The sequence below is a fragment of the Micromonospora sp. DT63 genome, assembly GCF_049841615.1.
In the GTDB taxonomy this organism is placed as follows: Bacteria; Actinomycetota; Actinomycetes; order Mycobacteriales; family Micromonosporaceae; genus Micromonospora.
The window spans coordinates 60,510-76,122 of the sequence record NZ_JBNCKQ010000002.1 but is presented as its reverse complement, the minus strand read 5'-3'; the positions used below and the strand labels follow the sequence as shown (position 1 = coordinate 76,122).

Sequence of the window (15,613 nt, the reverse complement as noted above, 5' to 3'; positions counted from 1 at the left end):
GCAGACGAACGGAGTCGTCAGAGCTGCTGGACGATCTGGATCGGGTTGCCGTCCGGGTCGGCCGTCCACGCGATCAGCAGGCGATCGAGCCACCGGTGCGGTGCGGCCAGGGCCGGGGCGCCGTTCGCCGTGAGGGCCGCGTACGCGCAAGCGGTGTCGTCGGTCCAGAGGATCACCGCGGCCCGCTGCCCCTGCGGTACGGGGTCGAGTCCGTGGTCATCACGCGTGGAGGCCACCGAGGCGATACCGATCTTGTAGCCGTCGAGCGCCAGGTCGATGTGGATCGGCTCGCCCTCGGTCGGCACCCGGAAGGTCTCGGTGAAACCGAGGCCGGCGTAGAACTCGGCGGCGCGAGGGACGTCCTCGCTGAAGAGGATCACCTGCGGAGTCCGGAACATCGACACGCGACGACGCTATCAGCGTGGGTTTCGGCCGATCCGCGTCAGCGCCCCGTCCTGGTCGGGTCGAGCAGATCAGCCAGTCGGTACCGCGACGCCGCAGGGTGGCGGATCGCATATCGGAAGGTGAAACCGCTGCATTCGTGATTTCACCCCGTCGTTTTCAGTGGCAGCGCCGTGCGTCCTCAGCGCGTCCTGTCCGGACGCCGTGCGCGAAGGAACGCCGTGGCCATCGTGCGCCGCGTTGGTGTGCCGGCCGCAGCCAGAGCGGTCATGTACGTGTCGAGACGCTCGCGTTCGTCGTCGGTCAGGGCGGCGGCGATCGCTTCGCCGTACGTGGGGACCAGCGGGTTGGGCGCCACGCGCTTGAGTGTTTCCCAGTCCCCGACCGGGTCGGCGGGCACGTCGATCTGGGCGCGATAGTCCAGTTCCACCGCCTCGAAGCCGGCGGCCAACGCCCAGTCGACGAGATTCCGCTCGTCGAAGTCCATCATCGGTCGGGTGGTTTCCGCAGTGGTGCTCCGGTGGAAATCGCTGACCTTGGCGACCACGTCGTTGACGGGCGAGTCGCCCAAGCCGAACAGATCATCGGGCCGGAGCCGCTCCGCGAAGCCGTTGATCGGCTCGAACAGGGAGATCCGTCCGCCCGGCCGCAGGACCCGGAAGAACTCCGCGAAGGCGGCGGCCTTGCGCTCGGAGTAGATGAGCACCGACCGAAGGGTCACGACGTCGACAGAGGCGTCAGCGATTCCGACGAGATCATCGGCCGACGCGACCACGAAGCTGCACCGCCCGTCGCCATCGGCGGTACGCCGGCACTCGTCGAGCACATCCGGTGAGACATCACTGAAGATGACTCGGCCGTCCGGGCCGAGCCGATCCAGCGCGCCGAAACCGATCAGGCCCGTCCCGCAGCCCACGTCGAGGACCACGTCGTCGGCCGCCAGGCCAGCTCCCTCAAGGACGCCGTCCCGGAACGCCGCCAGATCCAGGGCGTTGCGGGCGCGCAGGCCTGCGCTGTCGCCGTCCCGGCGGGTCAAGAGCCACTGGGCCCACTTGTCCCTCGCCACCGGGTCAGCGTAACCCCCGATGCATTGTGGCCCGATCGGCGCAGGCGAGCCGCTGACCTGTGGTGGTAAGGGTGCGCCCGGCAGGATTCGAACCTGCGGCCTTGGGATTAGAAGTCCCCTGCTCTATCCGCTGAGCTACGGGCGCGCGGTGTGGATGTCGCGCCCAGAGGGTACCGCCGTCCGGCTGCCCGACGACGAAAAGGGTGCCCGCGTCCACGTTGCCGAGCAGGGTCTCACGGAGCCTCCCCGCCTGGCATCCGGGTTCCCGCCGAATGGCCGTGCGTCGGCCCGTACCCTCGGCTGGTGTTGCTGGACCCCGACGCCGAGAGCGGCGTCGCCTACGAGCTGTGCCAGGTCGTCGGCCGCGCCATCCTGCCGTACCGGACGGCCGACGCCTACGGCACCGCCTTCTTCTTTCAGGACGGCGACGACCCGGTGGGGGAGGCGCTGTTGACGGCCGCCGACCTCGTCGGCCCTGCGGGCGGGGAGCTGGGCCTGCGGGGGAGCGTCACCGAGCCGGCCGGCGTCGCCCCGGACGTCATCGCGGAGGGCGAGATCGTGCCCGGTTGGGCGCGCTTTGCGAGCGATGGCGTCGCGGTGCTGCCGACCGCTGGCCTGCACCGGTACGCCGGCGACGGCGGCTGGCGGTGGCGCGTGCAGCCGGTGCCGGCGGGGATCGCCGCCGGGCCCGAGGCCGTCGCCCGCCTCGGCGCCGACGGCAGTTCCGCTTTCGTGCTGGCCCATGGGGTACGCGAGGACGCCTCGCGCCCCCTGGAGGTGGGGATCGAGCGCGTGGTCCGCGACGGGGACGACGTGCGGATCACCACGGAACTGCCGTCGGGGTACGTCGGTGCGCCCGTCTTCGTCGTGCAGGCCGACGCCACCGGCGACGTCTCGCTGTACTGCCTGGGCCTGGTGCTGCCCGGCGTCGACGGTCACCCGGTGGCGACCTTCGACCGGATCCGGGCCGTCCTCCCGGCCACGCCCGGCGACGCCTGAACCCGGCTCGACTGACCTGTCACCGAGCGCCGGCGCTCCGGCGTGCGGTCGCCTGAGCTGCGGCGGGGTCAGCGGCCGTCGAGCGCCGTCGCTTCGCCGGGGCCGGTCGTTCGAGCCGGGGCGGGTCAGTCGCCGAACGTCGTGGCTTCGCCGCGGCTGGTCGTTCGAGCTGCGGCGGGGCGGCGGGGCGGCGGTCAGGTCGGCAGCGGGGGCGTCGCGCTGCGCGGCCGTGGCGGTCAGCTCGTCAGTCGCCGATCGCCGTCGTCTCGGCGTGGCCGGTCGACGGGCGTCGGCTCTGCGGCAGCGTGGGTGCATCGGCGGGATCGTCGGCGGTGGGGTCGGCGGCCGGGGCGGTGGGGCCGGCGGCCAGGAACGCCTCGGCCCAGCGGCCGACCTCGTCGAAGACCTTGGCGCGTACGGCGGGGCCGGAGAGCGTGAGATCGTGCAACCCGCCGTCGAAGCGGGCGACTGTGACGTGCCGGCCGAGGCGGGGCGCGTACCGCACCATGTGTTCGACGTCCAGCACGGCGTCGGCCACTGTCGCGTTGTCGTGCCACCTGGTGCCCCGGAAGGAGCGGGTCGAGCAGGCCAGCAGCACCGGGACCGGGATGTCCAGGCCGGCGCGCAGCCGGCGTTGACCGGTGCGGATCGCGTTCAGCCAGCCGGCCCGCACCGGGAACCCGGCCAGCGGCTTCCACGCCAGGTCGTAGGTCCACTCGCCGCGGTGGTCGGCGTGCAGGCTCTCGCCGTACACCGTGCCCAGGCCGAACGGCAGGATGCGGTGCGGCGCCCTGCGGCCCAGCCGGGAGACGGCGGCCGCGAGGGGTCGACGGACCGCCCAGGGAGCGTTGATGTCGAAGAAGGGGCTGTTGAGGACCAGGCCGTCAACGGTGCCGGTGTCGCGGCGGGCGTCCGCCCAGAGCGAGATGATCAGGCCGCCGGTGGAGTGGCCCATCACCAGCAGGGTGTCGTGCCCGTCGTCGGAGCGGATGATCTCGGCGGCGGCGTCCAGCTCGGGGAAGTAGTCGCTGATGTCGCGGCAGAAGTTCGGCGTCTGGTGCGCGAGCAGGCTACGACCGTATTTACGCAGGTCGAGCGCGTAGAAGTCCCAACCGCGCTCGGCGAAGAAGTCGGCCAGGTGGGTCTGGAAGAAGTAGTCGACGAAGCCGTGCACGTAGAGCACCGCCCGCCCGGTGGGGCGCTCGGCCCGCCGCCGGACCAGTGTCGCGACGACGGGGCCTTCGTCGTCGGTGCCCAGGTCGATCGTCTGCCGCTCGTACGGCGGCCCCAACACGTCCGGTTCCACGAACGCGACGCTACGCCGACCGACCTACCCGGCGGTAGCCCCCGCCCTCTTCCCCGCGATCTTGCACTTTCTGCCCCGACAGAACGGGGCAACAGCCTCGATTCGCCGTCCGAAAGTGCAAGATCGCGGGGCGGGGCGTGGGTTATGCCGTTTCCGCGTCGACGCGGGCCGGGTCCGCGGACTCGTCGACCTCGCCCTGCGGCTGGGGGATGTCCCGCAGGTGCTTGTTGTGCCGGGGCTCCTGGCGGGTCTTGGCGTCGTTGAGCCGCCGGCGCAGGTCGTCGCGGACGTCGTTGAGGGCGGCGTGCAGGTCCTCCTCCGAGGAGGTGGTGACGATCTTCTGACGGCCGGCGATCCAGCACTCCAGGGTGACCTTCTGGCCCCGGGCCTCCCGGTCCTTCACCGAAACCTCAAGCTCGGTGGCGTCGGCGTGGAAACCGGCCAGCCGGGCGTCGAGGGTGGCGAACTGCTCGGCGATCCAGTTGCGGTCGCCCTGGGAGAACCCCGCACCCACCCGCAGGCACTCGCCCACGGTCGCCGGGTTCGCCACGGCGCTCATCGCCGCACCTCGGAGACGGTTGCGGAGCCGAAAGTAGTGATCATCATGGCGCTGACCTCTCGTCGACGTGGAGCTTGTCGGTGGTGCGTTGATCAAATCCATACCCAGTTCGGGCGGCTCCGGAACCGTCGGTGTCCGGACAGATGGGTCGGGCGTACCACACCGGGGGTGTGATCAGGGCGTTGTCCACAGGTGGCCTCGTCATCCACAGGTCGGGGTGGTGGCGCTGGCGGCAGCCGACGAGAACGCACAGGCTCGGTGCCGAGTCGACTCGCTGGCAGACCCCGGATCCCCCTGGAGGGACGATGTTCGACACGTACGTCACGATTGTCGGCAACATTCTGACGGCGCCCGAGTGGCGGCGTACGACCCAGAGCAACACCCTGGTGGCCAACTTCAAGGTCGCCTCCACCGCCCGCCGGCTCGACCGCGACAGCGGTCGGTGGGTCGACGGCAACTCACTGCGCGTCCGCGTCAACTGCTGGCGCAAGCTCGCCGAGGGCGTGGCCGCCTCGGTGATGGTCGGCGACCCCGTGGTGGTGTGCGGCCGGCTCTACACCCGCGACTGGACGGACGACGCGGGCAACCACCGCACCCTCTACGAGCTGGAGGCGGTCGCCGTCGGCCACGACCTGTCCCGGGGGCGGGCCCGCTTCCTGCGCAACCGGCCGACCATGACCACCAGCACCGTCGAGGACGCCGCCGCCGAAAGCCGCGTGCAGGGCGAGCCCACCGAACCGGTGCCCGACGAGCAGGCGCCGGTGCTGCGCGACGACCGCCCGCTCGACGACGACTTCGAGTTGCCCGAGTACGGCTCGCCGCGGACCAGTCCGCTGCGCCACGGCGCGCTCGACGACGTCTCCCTCGGCGATGGTGACTCTTTCGACGACGGCTTCCCGGGCGGCGGCGATGGGCACGCGGTCCTCGACGACGAGCTGGCCCTCGCGGTGAGCACGGACGACTCCGACCCGGAGGTCGACCCCGACGACGAGTTGGGGCCGGTGCCCGAGGAGGGCCGGCCGGAGGTTCCGCAGTCCGGTCGGGGCCGGCGGGGCCGGGGGCGGGTTCCGCAGCCGGCGTGACGGACCGCGTCCGGCGCCTGCACCGTACGGCCAGGCCGCCTGAGGCCGGTGTCGACGACGGTACGCGCCGGCGGCACGACGGGGGCGGGGTGGCGACGCGATCGGCGTCGTCACCCCGCGTGACGGAAGTGGGGTTCGATGGAGCACGGCGGCCGCGGCTGGCGCACGGCGTGCTCGTCTAGGCTGGCCGGCCGGGGGGTGGTACGCGTGCGACGGACAGCGCCGGTGGCGAACGCGGTGGGCCTGGTGGCCGGTTACGCGCTGGACAGGCTGTTCGGCGACCCTCGCCGGTGGCATCCGGTCGCCGGGTTCGGGCAGGTGGCGGGCGCTCTGGAGAGTCGCCTGCACCGACCGGACCGGACGGCCGGCGCGGTGTTCACGGCACTGGCCGTCGGCGGGCCCGTGGTGCTCGGGGCGGTCGCCGCGGCGGCCACCCGGCACCGGCCGGTGAGCCGCGCGGTGCTCGTCGCCGCCGGCACCTGGACCGTGCTGGGCGGCCGTACGCTCCGACACGAGGCCGCCGTCATGGGCCGAACGCTTCGTGACGGTGACCTGCCCGCCGCCCGACAGCGCCTCGGCAACCTCTGCGGCCGGGACCCCTCGACGCTGGACGAGTCGGAGCTGGCCCGGGCCACAGTCGAGTCGGTCGCGGAGAACACCTCCGACGCGGTGGTGGCCCCGCTGCTCTGGGGCGCGGTCGCCGGCCTGCCCGGGCTGCTGGGCTACCGCGCCGCCAACACCCTCGACGCGATGGTCGGGCACCGATCGGAGCGCTACGCGCGGTTCGGCACCCCGGCCGCCCGGCTGGACGACCTGCTCAACCTGGTGCCGTCCCGGCTGACCGGGCTCCTCACCATCGCCGTCGCGCCGGTCGCGAATGGTGACCGGGAGCGGGCCTGGCGGGTGTGGCGACGGGACCGCAACGATCACCCGAGCCCCAACGCCGGCCAGTGCGAAGCGGCGATGGCCGGCGCGCTCGGCGTCCGCCTCGGTGGCCGCAACATGTACTTCGGGCGCTCCGAGGTCCGCCCGTTCCTGGGCGACGGCCCCCGTCCCGAGGCGCGGCACCTCAAGCGGGCAGCCCGCATCTCCGGCGCCGTCGGCCTGGCCGCACTCGGGCTGGCGGCCGCGTACCCGGTGACCGTCGGCCGCCTGGCCGGCGCGGTCGCTCGTCGGAGCCTGCGAGCCGTCGGAGCCAGGCCCGGGAGCGGCCTGCTGTCCGGCGGGGTCGGGTCGGAGCGCGGCCTGTTTCGCGGCGCGGTGCGGCGGGAGAGCGGGCGGTGAGCGGCGGGTTGCTGGTCGCCGGCACCACCTCGGACGCGGGCAAGAGCGTGCTCACCGCCGGCATCTGCCGATGGCTGCACCGGCAGGGCGTGAAGGTGGCGCCGTTCAAGGCGCAGAACATGTCGAACAACTCGGCCGTCGTGGTCGGGCCGGACGGGCGCGGCGGCGAGATCGGCCGCGCACAGGCCATGCAGGCCGCCGCCTGCGGCCTCGCCCCGGACCTGCGCTTCAACCCCGTTCTGCTCAAGCCCGGTAGCGACCTGGCCAGCCAGGTGGTTCTCCTCGGCACGGCGGTCGACACGATCACCGCCGGCACCTTCCGACAGTTGCGGCCCCGGCTCGCCGAGACCGCGTACGCGGCGCTGACCGAGCTGCGGGCCGCGTACGACGTGGTGATCTGTGAGGGCGCCGGGAGCCCGGCGGAGATCAACCTGCGGGCCGGGGACTACGTGAACATGGGCCTCGCGCGGCACGCCAACCTGCCCGCCATCGTGGTCGGCGACATCGACCGGGGCGGCGTCTTCGCCTCGATGTTCGGCACGGTGGCCCTGCTCGACCCGGCGGACCAGGCGCTCATCGCCGGCTTCGTGATCAACAAGTTCCGTGGCGACCTCGGTCTGCTCCAGCCCGGGCTGGACATGCTGCGTCAGGTGACCGGCCGTCCCACGTACGGGGTGCTGCCCTGGTCGCTCGACCTCTGGCTGGACGCGGAGGACTCGCTCGCCTACGGCCGGGTGCTCGGCCGCCCCGCCGCTCCGCACGGCACCGACTGGCTGGACGTGGCAGTCGTCCGGCTACCCCGGATCAGCAACGCCACCGACGTGGAAGCGCTCGCCACCGAACCGGGCGTGCGCGTACGCCTGACCGTCGAACCGGCCGAACTGGCCGCCGCCGACCTGATCGTCCTGCCCGGCTCGAAGTCGACAGTCGCGGACCTCACCTGGCTACGCGAGACCGGCCTCGCCGACGCGGTGACCAGACACGTGGCAGCCGGCAAGCCGCTGCTCGGCCTCTGTGGCGGCTTCCAGATGCTCGGTCGGGCGATCCACGACCCGGTCGAGAGCCGGCAGGGCAGCGTGCCCGGGCTCGGTCTGCTGCCCATCGAGATCACCTTCGATCCGCGCAAGACCGTCCGGCAGTCGGTAGGCACCGGCCCCGGCGACGTGGCGGTCCGCGGCTACGAGATCCACCACGGGTACGTCTCGCAGACCGACCCCGCCCTGACTCCGCTGCTGACCGGAGCCGACGGCAGCGGTGAGGGCGCGGTGCTCGGCGCGGTGCACGGCACGCACTGGCACGGGGCGTTCGAGTCCGACGGATTCCGCCGCTGGTTCCTCACCGAGGCCGCCCGGCTGGCGGGGCGTACCGGGTTCCGGGTCGCGCCGGGCACCAGCTTCGCCGCAGCCCGGGAAGGCTCGCTCGACCTGCTCGGCGACCTCGTCGAGGAGCACCTGGACACCGACGCCCTCTGGCGCCTCATCGAGAGCGGCGCACCCCCCGGTCTTCCCTTCATCCCACCCGGCGCCCCGTCGAGCTGAGCCCGACCCAGCGCCGGCCGACCTGAGCCCGACCCGGCGTCCCGTCGAGCTGAGCCCGACCCGGTGTCGGTCGAGCTGAGCCCGACCCGGGCGTCCCGCCGACCTGAGCCCACCCGGGCGCCGCAAGATCGTGCTCGATCCATGAAGTAGTGGTGTCGACGACGCCGGGATGCCACTACATCCATGTTCCAGCGCGATCTTCAGCGGCGGGGGCGGACGGTGTCGTGCGGGCCCGCGATCAGCGCGGCCTCCAGCGGCGGGTGCGGACGTGTCGCGCAGGCCCGCGGTCCCAGGGCCGCCTCCAGCGTCGGGGCGCGGCCGACGCGGCGCGGGTGCGGTGGACGCGGCGCGGGCGTGGTGGACGCGGCGCGGGCGCGGTTCAGGGCCGGATGTCGGCGGGGCGGTCAGTGGTGGGCAGCCCGGCGGCGAGCCACGCGTCGACGCCGCCGATCATGTCGGTGGCCCGGCGCAGGCCGAGGGTCTGGAGACTAGCGGCGGCCAGGCTGGAGCTGTAACCCTGGCGGCACACCACCACGATCTCCCGGTCGTACGCGGTGGCCTCCGGGATGCGCCAGGCGCTTGCCGGATCGAGCCGCCACTCCAGCACCGTGCGGTCGATGACGACCGCCCCGGGCAGGTCGCCCTGTTCGCGGCGCTGGGTGTCGGTGCGGGTGTCGACCAGCAGGGCGCCACCGCGGACCGCCTCGACGGTCTGCTGTGGAGTCAATCGGTGCAGCCCGGCGCGGGCCTGTTCGAGCAGGGCGTCAATGCCGGGGCTCATCACGTCTCGGAGCACCACCCGATCATGCCGACTCGGGTACCAAGCCGCGCGCCGAACGGGCCGCCCGTCACCCGTCGCCGCCCCAATTCCCCCGGTCGTGAGAGTGACCGGTCCAGGGCCGTCAGCCGGACGTGTCAGGCTGGCGAAACCGGGGTGATCGACTCGGTTTCCGTGATGTCGGGGTGTCCTGGCCGACGGGATACCCCGACATCAATGATGCCGAGTTGATCTGGGCGGTGAACCGCCGGCGCGGGGGCTTGCGCGAGGCATACTTCGGTCGTGCACGGACTCGTCACCAGGGAGCCTGCCCGCAGGGGCCCACAGCGGCGCAGCCCCGACGGCACGTGCCGGAACGGGGATGAGGGCGTGGGCGAGGGCGGGTCGCAGGACGGTGACGGGGGCGCGGGGAGCGGGAACGAAGGCGTGACCGGGGACAGGGCGGGGAGCGGGAACGAAGGCGTGGGCGAGGGCGGGTCGCAGGGCGGAAACGAGGACGGGCACGGGGGCGTGGACGTCGGCGGGCCGACCGGGCGATCCGCCGGGCAGGTGCCGCCGGTGGTGGTCGTCGAGGCGTACGCCGAGTTGGCGCGTCGGGTGCTCGCGGGCCCGGCGCGGTTGGGGCGGACCCGGCTCGTCGCGGTCGACGGGCCGAGCGGCGCGGGCAAGAGCCGGTTCGCCGCGCACCTCGCGGACGCCCTGGCGGCGCTGCCCGGCGGGCGTCCGCCGGTGGTGCACACCGACGACCTGCTCGACGGCTGGGACGATCAGCTCACTTTCTGGCCTCGTCTCGACAGCGAGGTGCTGACCCCGCTGCGCCAGGAGGAGCCGGGGGCCTACCGGCGCTACAGCTGGGTGCGGCGGTGCTTCCTGCCCCGCCCGGTGCCGGTGCCGGTGACGCCGGTGCTGATCATGGAGGGGGTCAGCGCGGCACGTGCCGTCGTCCGGCCGGAGCTGACCCTCGCCGTCTTCGTCACCGCGTCCGCGCCGCTGCGGCTGGCCCGGGCGGTCGAGCGGGACGGGCCGGAGATCCTGCCCGAGCTGCGCCGCTGGCATGCCGGGGAGCGGGCGCACTTCGCCGCCGACGACACCGCCACGCGCGCCGACCTGGTGGTCGACGGTGCGCCGACGGTGCCGCTGGACGCGTCCCGCTACTACGTGCGGGTTCGCTGACCGGGCATGGACGTTGGCCACCCGCTGGGGCACGATGCGAGGACTCACGGCGAACGGGGACCCATCATGACGGCAGCGGACGCGCCAGCGCGGCGCCGGATCACCCTCACCGGCATCAGCTCGCGGGCCTGGGAGCATCCGGCCGACCGGGGCGCCCTGGTCGCGTTGCGCGAGTTGCGTGGTTTCGACGACGTGGTGCGGGCGTTCTTCGGCATGTGGAACGAGCGGGGTTTCCGGCTGTCCGTGCTGGCGTCCGGCATCCGCGTCGATCACCGGCAGTATCCGGCGGTGTGGCAGCGCTACACCGAGGCCGCGGCGGCGCTGGACGTCGCCGAGCTGCCCGAGCTGTACGTGACGCAGTCGCCCTGGCTGGGCGCCGAGGCGGTCGGTCTGGACCGGCCGTTCATCGTGCTGAACTCGGCGTGCGTGCAGCAGCTCGACGAGGACGAGCTGCGCTGCCTGCTCGGCCACGAGTTGGGGCACGTGGGCAGCGGGCACGCGGTCTACAAGACCATGCTCATGATCCTCACCCGGTGGGCGGCCAACCTGAGCTGGTTGCCGGTGGGCGCGTTCGCGCTGCGGGCGATCATCGCGGCGATGCTGGAGTGGTGGCGCAAGGCGGAGCTGTCCGCCGACCGGGCCGGCCTGCTCGCCGGGCAGGACCCGGCCGCCGCGCTGCGGCTGCTGATGAAGCTCGCGGGCGGCGGCGACCTGTCGCAGATCGACACGACAGCCTTCCTGGAGCAGGCCGCCGAGTACGCCGGCGGCGGCGACCTGCGCGACAGCCTGCACAAGATCCGGATGACGGCGTGGAGCACCCACCCCGCGCCCGTGGCGCGGGCCGCGCAGGTGCGGCAGTGGATCGACTCCGGGGCGTACGGGCGGGTGCTGGCCGGGGACTATCCGCGCCGCGACGACGACGCCTCGACAAGCGTCTCGGAGGAGATCAAGGCTGCCGCCGAGTCGTACCGGGAGGAGTTCAGCAGTTCCACCGACCCGCTGGTCGGGTTGCTGCGCCGCCTCGGCGACGGGGCCAGCGACGTCGGCGAGTGGGTGGGCGGCACGGCCGGCCGGGCCCGCTCCTGGATGGATGCCGCCACCGACGCGGCCGCCCGCGCGCACCGCGCCGGCCGAGCCGCCCCGGGCGCGCGGGCGGGCTCCGGCCCAGCGAGCGGCGGTGACGGTACGGGCTCGGCCCGCATGCCTGAGTAAGGCCAGCATACGATTCCGGTCATGACCTCACCGATCATGTCCGAGTCCGAGGTGCGGGCCGCCGTCGAGCGGGAGATGCCCGGCGTCCGCGCTGACCTGGAACGCCTCGTCCGCATCCCCGGCATCGCCTTCGAGGGCTTCGACCACTCACACGTGGAGCGTTCCGCCGAGGCGGTCGCCGAACTGCTGCGCGGCTGCGGCCTGGACGTCGACATCGTGCGCTCCGGCGGGCAGCCCGCCGTGATCGGCCGTCGGGCGGCCCCACCCGGTGCGCCCACCGTGCTGCTCTACGCCCACCACGACGTGCAGCCGGTCGGTGACCGGTCGCTGTGGGAGTCCGACCCGTTCGAGCCGGTCGAGCGCGACGGCCGCCTGTACGCCCGGGGCGCGGCCGACGACAAGGCCGGCATCATGGCGCACGTCGCGGCCCTGCGGGCGTACGGGGACGCGTTGCCGGTCGGTGTGGTGCTGTTCATCGAGGGCGAGGAGGAGTACGGCTCCGACTCGCTGGAGCGGCTGCTCGTCGAGCACCGCGACGAGATCGCCTCGGATGTCATCGTGATCGCCGACTCCGCGAACTGGGACATCGGCGTACCGGCGTTGACGACCTCGCTGCGCGGCATCGTGAACTGCTTCGTCGAGGTGCGCACGCTGGACCACGCCGTGCACAGCGGCATGTTCGGCGGGGCGGTCCCGGACGCGCTCACCACGCTGGTGCGGCTGCTGGCCACGCTGCACGACGACGCCGGTGACGTGGCGGTCGACGGGCTGATTGGCCGGGTGGGCGCCACCGTCGACTACCCGGAGGACCGGTTCCGGGCCGAGGCAGGGCTGGCCGAGGGCGTGCGGTTGATCGGCACCGGCCGGATCACCGACCGGATCTGGACCAAGCCGGCGCTGGCCGTGCTCGGCGTGGACGCGCCGTCCACCGGCGAGGCGCCGAACGCCCTGGTCCCGGCCGCGAAGGCGAAGCTCAGCGTCCGCCTGGCCCCGGGTGACGACCCCAAGCGGGCGTACGAGGCGGTGCGCGCGCACCTGGAGAAGCACGCGCCGTGGGGCGCGCAGGTGACGGTCAGCTTCGAGCACGACGGCGACCCGTGTGTGATCGACGCGTCCGGGCCGATGTTCGACGCCGCGCGGTCGGCGTTCCGGGCCGCCTGGGACGGCACCGATCCGGTGGACGTCGGCATCGGCGGGTCGATCCCGTTCATCGCCACGTTCCAGGAGATGTTCCCGCAGGCGGCGATCCTGGTGACCGGCGTCGAGGATCCGCACGCCCGCGCGCACGGCCCGAACGAGAGCCTGCACCTCGGGGAGTTCGCCCGGGTGTGCCTCGCCGAGGCGCTGCTGCTGGGCAAGGTGGCGGCTGCCGCCGCCTGACAACGGAGAGTTTGCGTCTGATCTGCCCGTATGCGGCGTGTCGCCGATGGGATTGCTATAGGCTTTCGAACATGAGTACGAACGAGGTGATGGCCCGGTTGGGGGCCGCCGTCAGCGCACTGGGGGACGTCGACGTCTCCGCGTGGTCCGAGGACACGCTCAACGACCAGCTCGGTGAGCTGTCCGCCGCCCTGGTCGCCCTCGACTCGGTGCTCTCCCGGGTCGCCGGCGAGGTCCGCGCCCGAGGGTTGCGCATCGAGGAACCCGTCTCCGCCTGATTCCCGCCGCCCTCCGTGGGCTGCGGCACCGCGCCGACACCGCCCGGGCACGGCAATGCCCGGGCGGTGTCGGAGGTGGCTGGCAGGATGGGCTTCGTGCGGTTCATCGACCTGGCGGCCACCTCCGCCGCCGTGGGCGCCACCAACGGCCGGCGGGCCAAGGTGGAGCTGCTCGCCGACGCGCTGCGCCGGCTCGACCCGGCCGAGGTGGAGCCCGGCGCCGGCTATCTCGCCGGTGAGCTGCGCCAGCGACAGACCGGCGTGGGCTACGCGAGTCTGCGTGACCTGCCGCCACCGGCCACCGAGCCGACGCTGACCGTGGCAGCCGTCGACGCGGCCATCGCGCAGATCGCCGCCGTGCAGGGCGCCGGGTCGCAGGCCCGCCGCCGGGCTCTGCTCGGCAGCCTCTACGCGGCGGCCACCGCCGACGAGCAACGGCTGCTCACCGGCCTGTTCGGCGGTGAGCTGCGCCAGGGCGCCCAGGCCGGGCTGCTCGCCGACGCCGTGGCCCGGGCCGCCGACGTACCGGTGGCCACCGTCCGTCGGGCCCTGCTGCTCGCCGGTGACCTGCGTGCCGTGGCGGTGGCCGCGCTGGCCGGCGGCGAGGCCGAGCTGGCCGGGTTCGGCCTGCAGGTCGGCCGGCCGCTGGCGCCGATGCTCGCGCAGAGCGCCCCCTCGGTCGACGAGGCGCTGGCCGCGACCGGCACGCCGGCGGTGGTGGACGTGAAGCTCGACGGCATCCGCATCCAGGTGCACCGCTCCGGCGCCGACATCGCCGTGTTCACCCGCAGCCTCGACGAGATCACCCGCCGGGTGCCCGAGGTGGTCGCGGCGGTCCGCGCCCTGCCCGGCCGGGAGTTGGTGCTCGACGGCGAGGCGATCGGCCTGGACGAGACGGGCCGCCCGTTGCCGTTCCAGCAGACCTCCAGCCGGGCTGCCCGGCGCACCACCCCGAGCACCACCGGGCGCACTCCGGTCGCCCCGGCGGTGCTCGCGGCCGCAGCCAGCACCGGCGCGACGGTGCTCACCCCGTACTTCTTCGACCTGCTGCACCTCGACGGTGAGGATCTGATCGACCTGCCCGGTCGGGAGCGGTGGGCCGCGCTCGCCGGCGCGGTGGACGCGTCACTGCTGGTGGGGCGCATGGAGGTTGACGGGCCGGAGCAGGCCGGCGCGGCGTTCGCCGCCGCGCTCGACGCCGGCCAGGAGGGCGTGGTGGTCAAGGACCCGGACGCCCCCTACGACGCCGGCCGGCGCGGGGCCGCCTGGGTCAAGGTCAAACCGCGGCACACCCTCGACCTGGTGGTGCTCGCCGTCGAGTGGGGCAGCGGCCGGCGCAAGGGCTGGTTGTCCAACCTGCATCTGGGTGCCCGCGACCCGCGCACCGGCGACTTCGTGATGCTCGGCAAGACGTTCAAGGGGCTCACCGACGAGCTGCTGCGCTGGCAGACCGAGCGGTTCCTCGACCTTGCCGTGGAACGCGGCGACTGGGTGGTCCGGGTCCGCCCGGAGCAGGTGGTGGAGATCGCTTTCGACGGGGTGCAGACGAGCACCCGTTATCCGGGTGGGATGGCCCTGCGCTTCGCTCGGGTGGTGCGCTACCGGGACGACAAGTCCGCCGCCGAGGCGGACACGATCGACGCGGTCCGCGCCATCCACGCCGGCCGCCCCGGCGGGTGACGGGCCCCGCCGACCCGGGCGGGCCGCCCGGTCAGGCGGACGCGCTCGGCGTCGGCTCGGCCGCCCGGTCCAGCGGGGTGCTCGGGCGGTCGAGCCCGGCGGCCCGCCGTGCCTCGCGTCGGGCCACCCAGCCGTAGCCGAAGATCGCCATGGCGGCGAAGAGCCACCACTGCACGACGTAACCGAAGTTCTGCCAGTTGTTGGTGTGCCCGACCGGCACGGCCTTGAACACCGGGTCGGCGGCCGGGGTCTGGTCGTCCAGCAGCAGGTAGCCGCCGTAGACCGGGTAGGGCAGCTCGCGGGCCAGCCGCGGTACGGCGATCCGCCGCGTCTCCAGCCGGCCGTCGCGGCGGTCCACCGCGCCGCCGCCGCTCTCGGTCTCGTGCACCCGACCGCTGACCGTCACGTCGCCGCCCGGCGGGGTGGGCACCGACGGCTGGGCGGTCGCCCCGCCCGGCGCGGGCGGGATCCAGCCCCGGTCCACCAGCAGCGCGCTGCCGTCGGCGAGCACCAGCGGGGTGAGCACCTCGAAGCCGACCCGGCTGTCGACAGTCCGACCGCGGACCAGGACGGTGTTCGACGTGTCGTACCGGCCGGTGGCGGTGATCCGGGTCCAGACCTTGTCCTTCGCGGGGGCCGGGCCGGCGGTCCCCGGACCGCCGGTGGGCGTGCGGAACGCGTCGGCCAGGGGCCCGGGGGCCATCCGCTCGCCCGCGTCGATCCGCTCGTTGATCTCGGTGCGGCCCCGGTAGCGGTCCAGCTGCCAGTTGCCCAGCCACACCATGACGGCGGCGGCGACCAGGGTCAGCGCGAGGGCGCCCAACCAGCGTGGGCTCAGCAGGAACCGGTACACGGCACCGAGGCTACCCGTATGAC

15 protein-coding genes and 1 tRNA gene are annotated in these 15,613 nt (G+C 73.6%); 9 read left to right on the top strand and 7 right to left on the bottom strand.

The window, feature by feature from the left end; all coding sequences use genetic code 11:
* Positions 1-17 precede the first annotated feature (17 nt).
* The 3 genes from ACLQ27_RS07055 to ACLQ27_RS07045 form a co-directional block, all read right to left on the bottom strand.
* Positions 18-398, bottom strand: coding sequence for a VOC family protein (locus ACLQ27_RS07055; RefSeq protein ID WP_425866799.1), 381 nt, complete (start codon positions 396-398; stop codon positions 18-20).
* A gap of 185 nt (positions 399-583) precedes the next feature.
* On the bottom strand, positions 584-1,468 hold the full coding sequence (locus ACLQ27_RS07050) for a class I SAM-dependent methyltransferase (protein WP_425865996.1): 885 nt from the start codon (positions 1,466-1,468) through the stop codon (positions 584-586).
* Between the two features lie 72 nt (positions 1,469-1,540).
* Positions 1,541-1,613 (bottom strand) — tRNA-Arg (locus ACLQ27_RS07045).
* A gap of 158 nt (positions 1,614-1,771) precedes the next feature.
* Here ACLQ27_RS07045 and ACLQ27_RS07040 point away from each other — a divergent pair.
* Entirely contained in the window at positions 1,772-2,467 is a 696-nt protein-coding gene (locus tag ACLQ27_RS07040) for a hypothetical protein (RefSeq protein ID WP_425865994.1), read from the top strand.
* A gap of 244 nt (positions 2,468-2,711) precedes the next feature.
* Here the strand turns inward: ACLQ27_RS07040 and ACLQ27_RS07035 are convergent, their stop codons facing one another.
* Positions 2,712-3,773 carry an alpha/beta hydrolase gene (locus ACLQ27_RS07035; protein ID WP_357496155.1) on the bottom strand — a complete coding sequence of 354 codons (1,062 nt, stop codon included), beginning with the start codon at positions 3,771-3,773 and terminating at the stop codon, positions 2,712-2,714.
* Positions 3,774-3,915: 142 nt separating this feature from the next.
* A complete protein-coding gene (locus tag ACLQ27_RS07030) occupies positions 3,916-4,332 on the bottom strand; it encodes an HPF/RaiA family ribosome-associated protein (protein WP_357496157.1) in 417 nt (138 codons plus the stop codon).
* 305 nt (positions 4,333-4,637) lie between these two features.
* Here ACLQ27_RS07030 and ACLQ27_RS07025 point away from each other — a divergent pair, with 305 nt between their 5' ends.
* The 3 genes from ACLQ27_RS07025 to ACLQ27_RS07015 all read left to right on the top strand — a co-directional run bounded on the left by ACLQ27_RS07025 (position 4,638) and on the right by ACLQ27_RS07015 (position 8,236).
* Entirely contained in the window at positions 4,638-5,414 is a 777-nt protein-coding gene (locus ACLQ27_RS07025; protein ID WP_357575715.1) for a single-stranded DNA-binding protein, read from the top strand.
* 207 nt (positions 5,415-5,621) lie between these two features.
* Positions 5,622-6,698 (top strand): cobalamin biosynthesis protein, encoded by a 1,077-nt coding sequence (locus tag ACLQ27_RS07020; RefSeq protein ID WP_425865992.1) that lies wholly within the window; start codon positions 5,622-5,624, stop codon positions 6,696-6,698.
* The gene (locus ACLQ27_RS07015) at positions 6,695-8,236 is read left to right on the top strand and encodes a cobyric acid synthase (protein ID WP_425865990.1); all 1,542 of its coding nucleotides are present in this window, start codon (positions 6,695-6,697) and stop codon (positions 8,234-8,236) included. The genes ACLQ27_RS07020 and ACLQ27_RS07015 overlap by 4 nt, the downstream gene beginning before the upstream one ends.
* A gap of 379 nt (positions 8,237-8,615) precedes the next feature.
* Here ACLQ27_RS07015 and ACLQ27_RS07010 read toward each other — a convergent pair whose 3' ends face one another.
* Positions 8,616-9,017: a rhodanese-like domain-containing protein gene (locus ACLQ27_RS07010; protein ID WP_039908933.1), complete on the bottom strand. Its 402-nt coding sequence runs from the start codon at positions 9,015-9,017 to the stop codon at positions 8,616-8,618.
* 507 nt (positions 9,018-9,524) lie between these two features.
* On the opposite strand from ACLQ27_RS07010, the gene ACLQ27_RS07005 reads away from it, so the two are divergent.
* The 5 genes from ACLQ27_RS07005 to ACLQ27_RS06985 all read left to right on the top strand — a co-directional run bounded on the left by ACLQ27_RS07005 (position 9,525) and on the right by ACLQ27_RS06985 (position 14,737).
* On the top strand, positions 9,525-10,187 hold the full coding sequence (locus ACLQ27_RS07005) for a uridine kinase family protein (RefSeq protein WP_425866798.1): 663 nt from the start codon (positions 9,525-9,527) through the stop codon (positions 10,185-10,187).
* A gap of 66 nt (positions 10,188-10,253) precedes the next feature.
* Positions 10,254-11,399 (top strand): M48 family metallopeptidase, encoded by a 1,146-nt coding sequence (locus ACLQ27_RS07000; RefSeq protein WP_357496165.1) that lies wholly within the window; start codon positions 10,254-10,256, stop codon positions 11,397-11,399.
* A gap of 36 nt (positions 11,400-11,435) precedes the next feature.
* Positions 11,436-12,779: a dipeptidase gene (locus tag ACLQ27_RS06995; protein ID WP_234582171.1), complete on the top strand. Its 1,344-nt coding sequence runs from the start codon at positions 11,436-11,438 to the stop codon at positions 12,777-12,779.
* 71 nt (positions 12,780-12,850) lie between these two features.
* Positions 12,851-13,057 carry a hypothetical protein gene (locus tag ACLQ27_RS06990; protein WP_007464240.1) on the top strand — a complete coding sequence of 69 codons (207 nt, stop codon included), beginning with the start codon at positions 12,851-12,853 and terminating at the stop codon, positions 13,055-13,057.
* An 87-nt stretch (positions 13,058-13,144) separates the two neighbouring features.
* Positions 13,145-14,737: an ATP-dependent DNA ligase gene (locus ACLQ27_RS06985; protein ID WP_357496267.1), complete on the top strand. Its 1,593-nt coding sequence runs from the start codon at positions 13,145-13,147 to the stop codon at positions 14,735-14,737.
* A 31-nt stretch (positions 14,738-14,768) separates the two neighbouring features.
* Here the strand turns inward: ACLQ27_RS06985 and ACLQ27_RS06980 are convergent, their stop codons facing one another.
* Positions 14,769-15,590, bottom strand: coding sequence for an SURF1 family cytochrome oxidase biogenesis protein (locus ACLQ27_RS06980; RefSeq protein ID WP_357496167.1), 822 nt, complete (start codon positions 15,588-15,590; stop codon positions 14,769-14,771).
* Between the last annotated feature and the right edge of the window lie 23 nt (positions 15,591-15,613).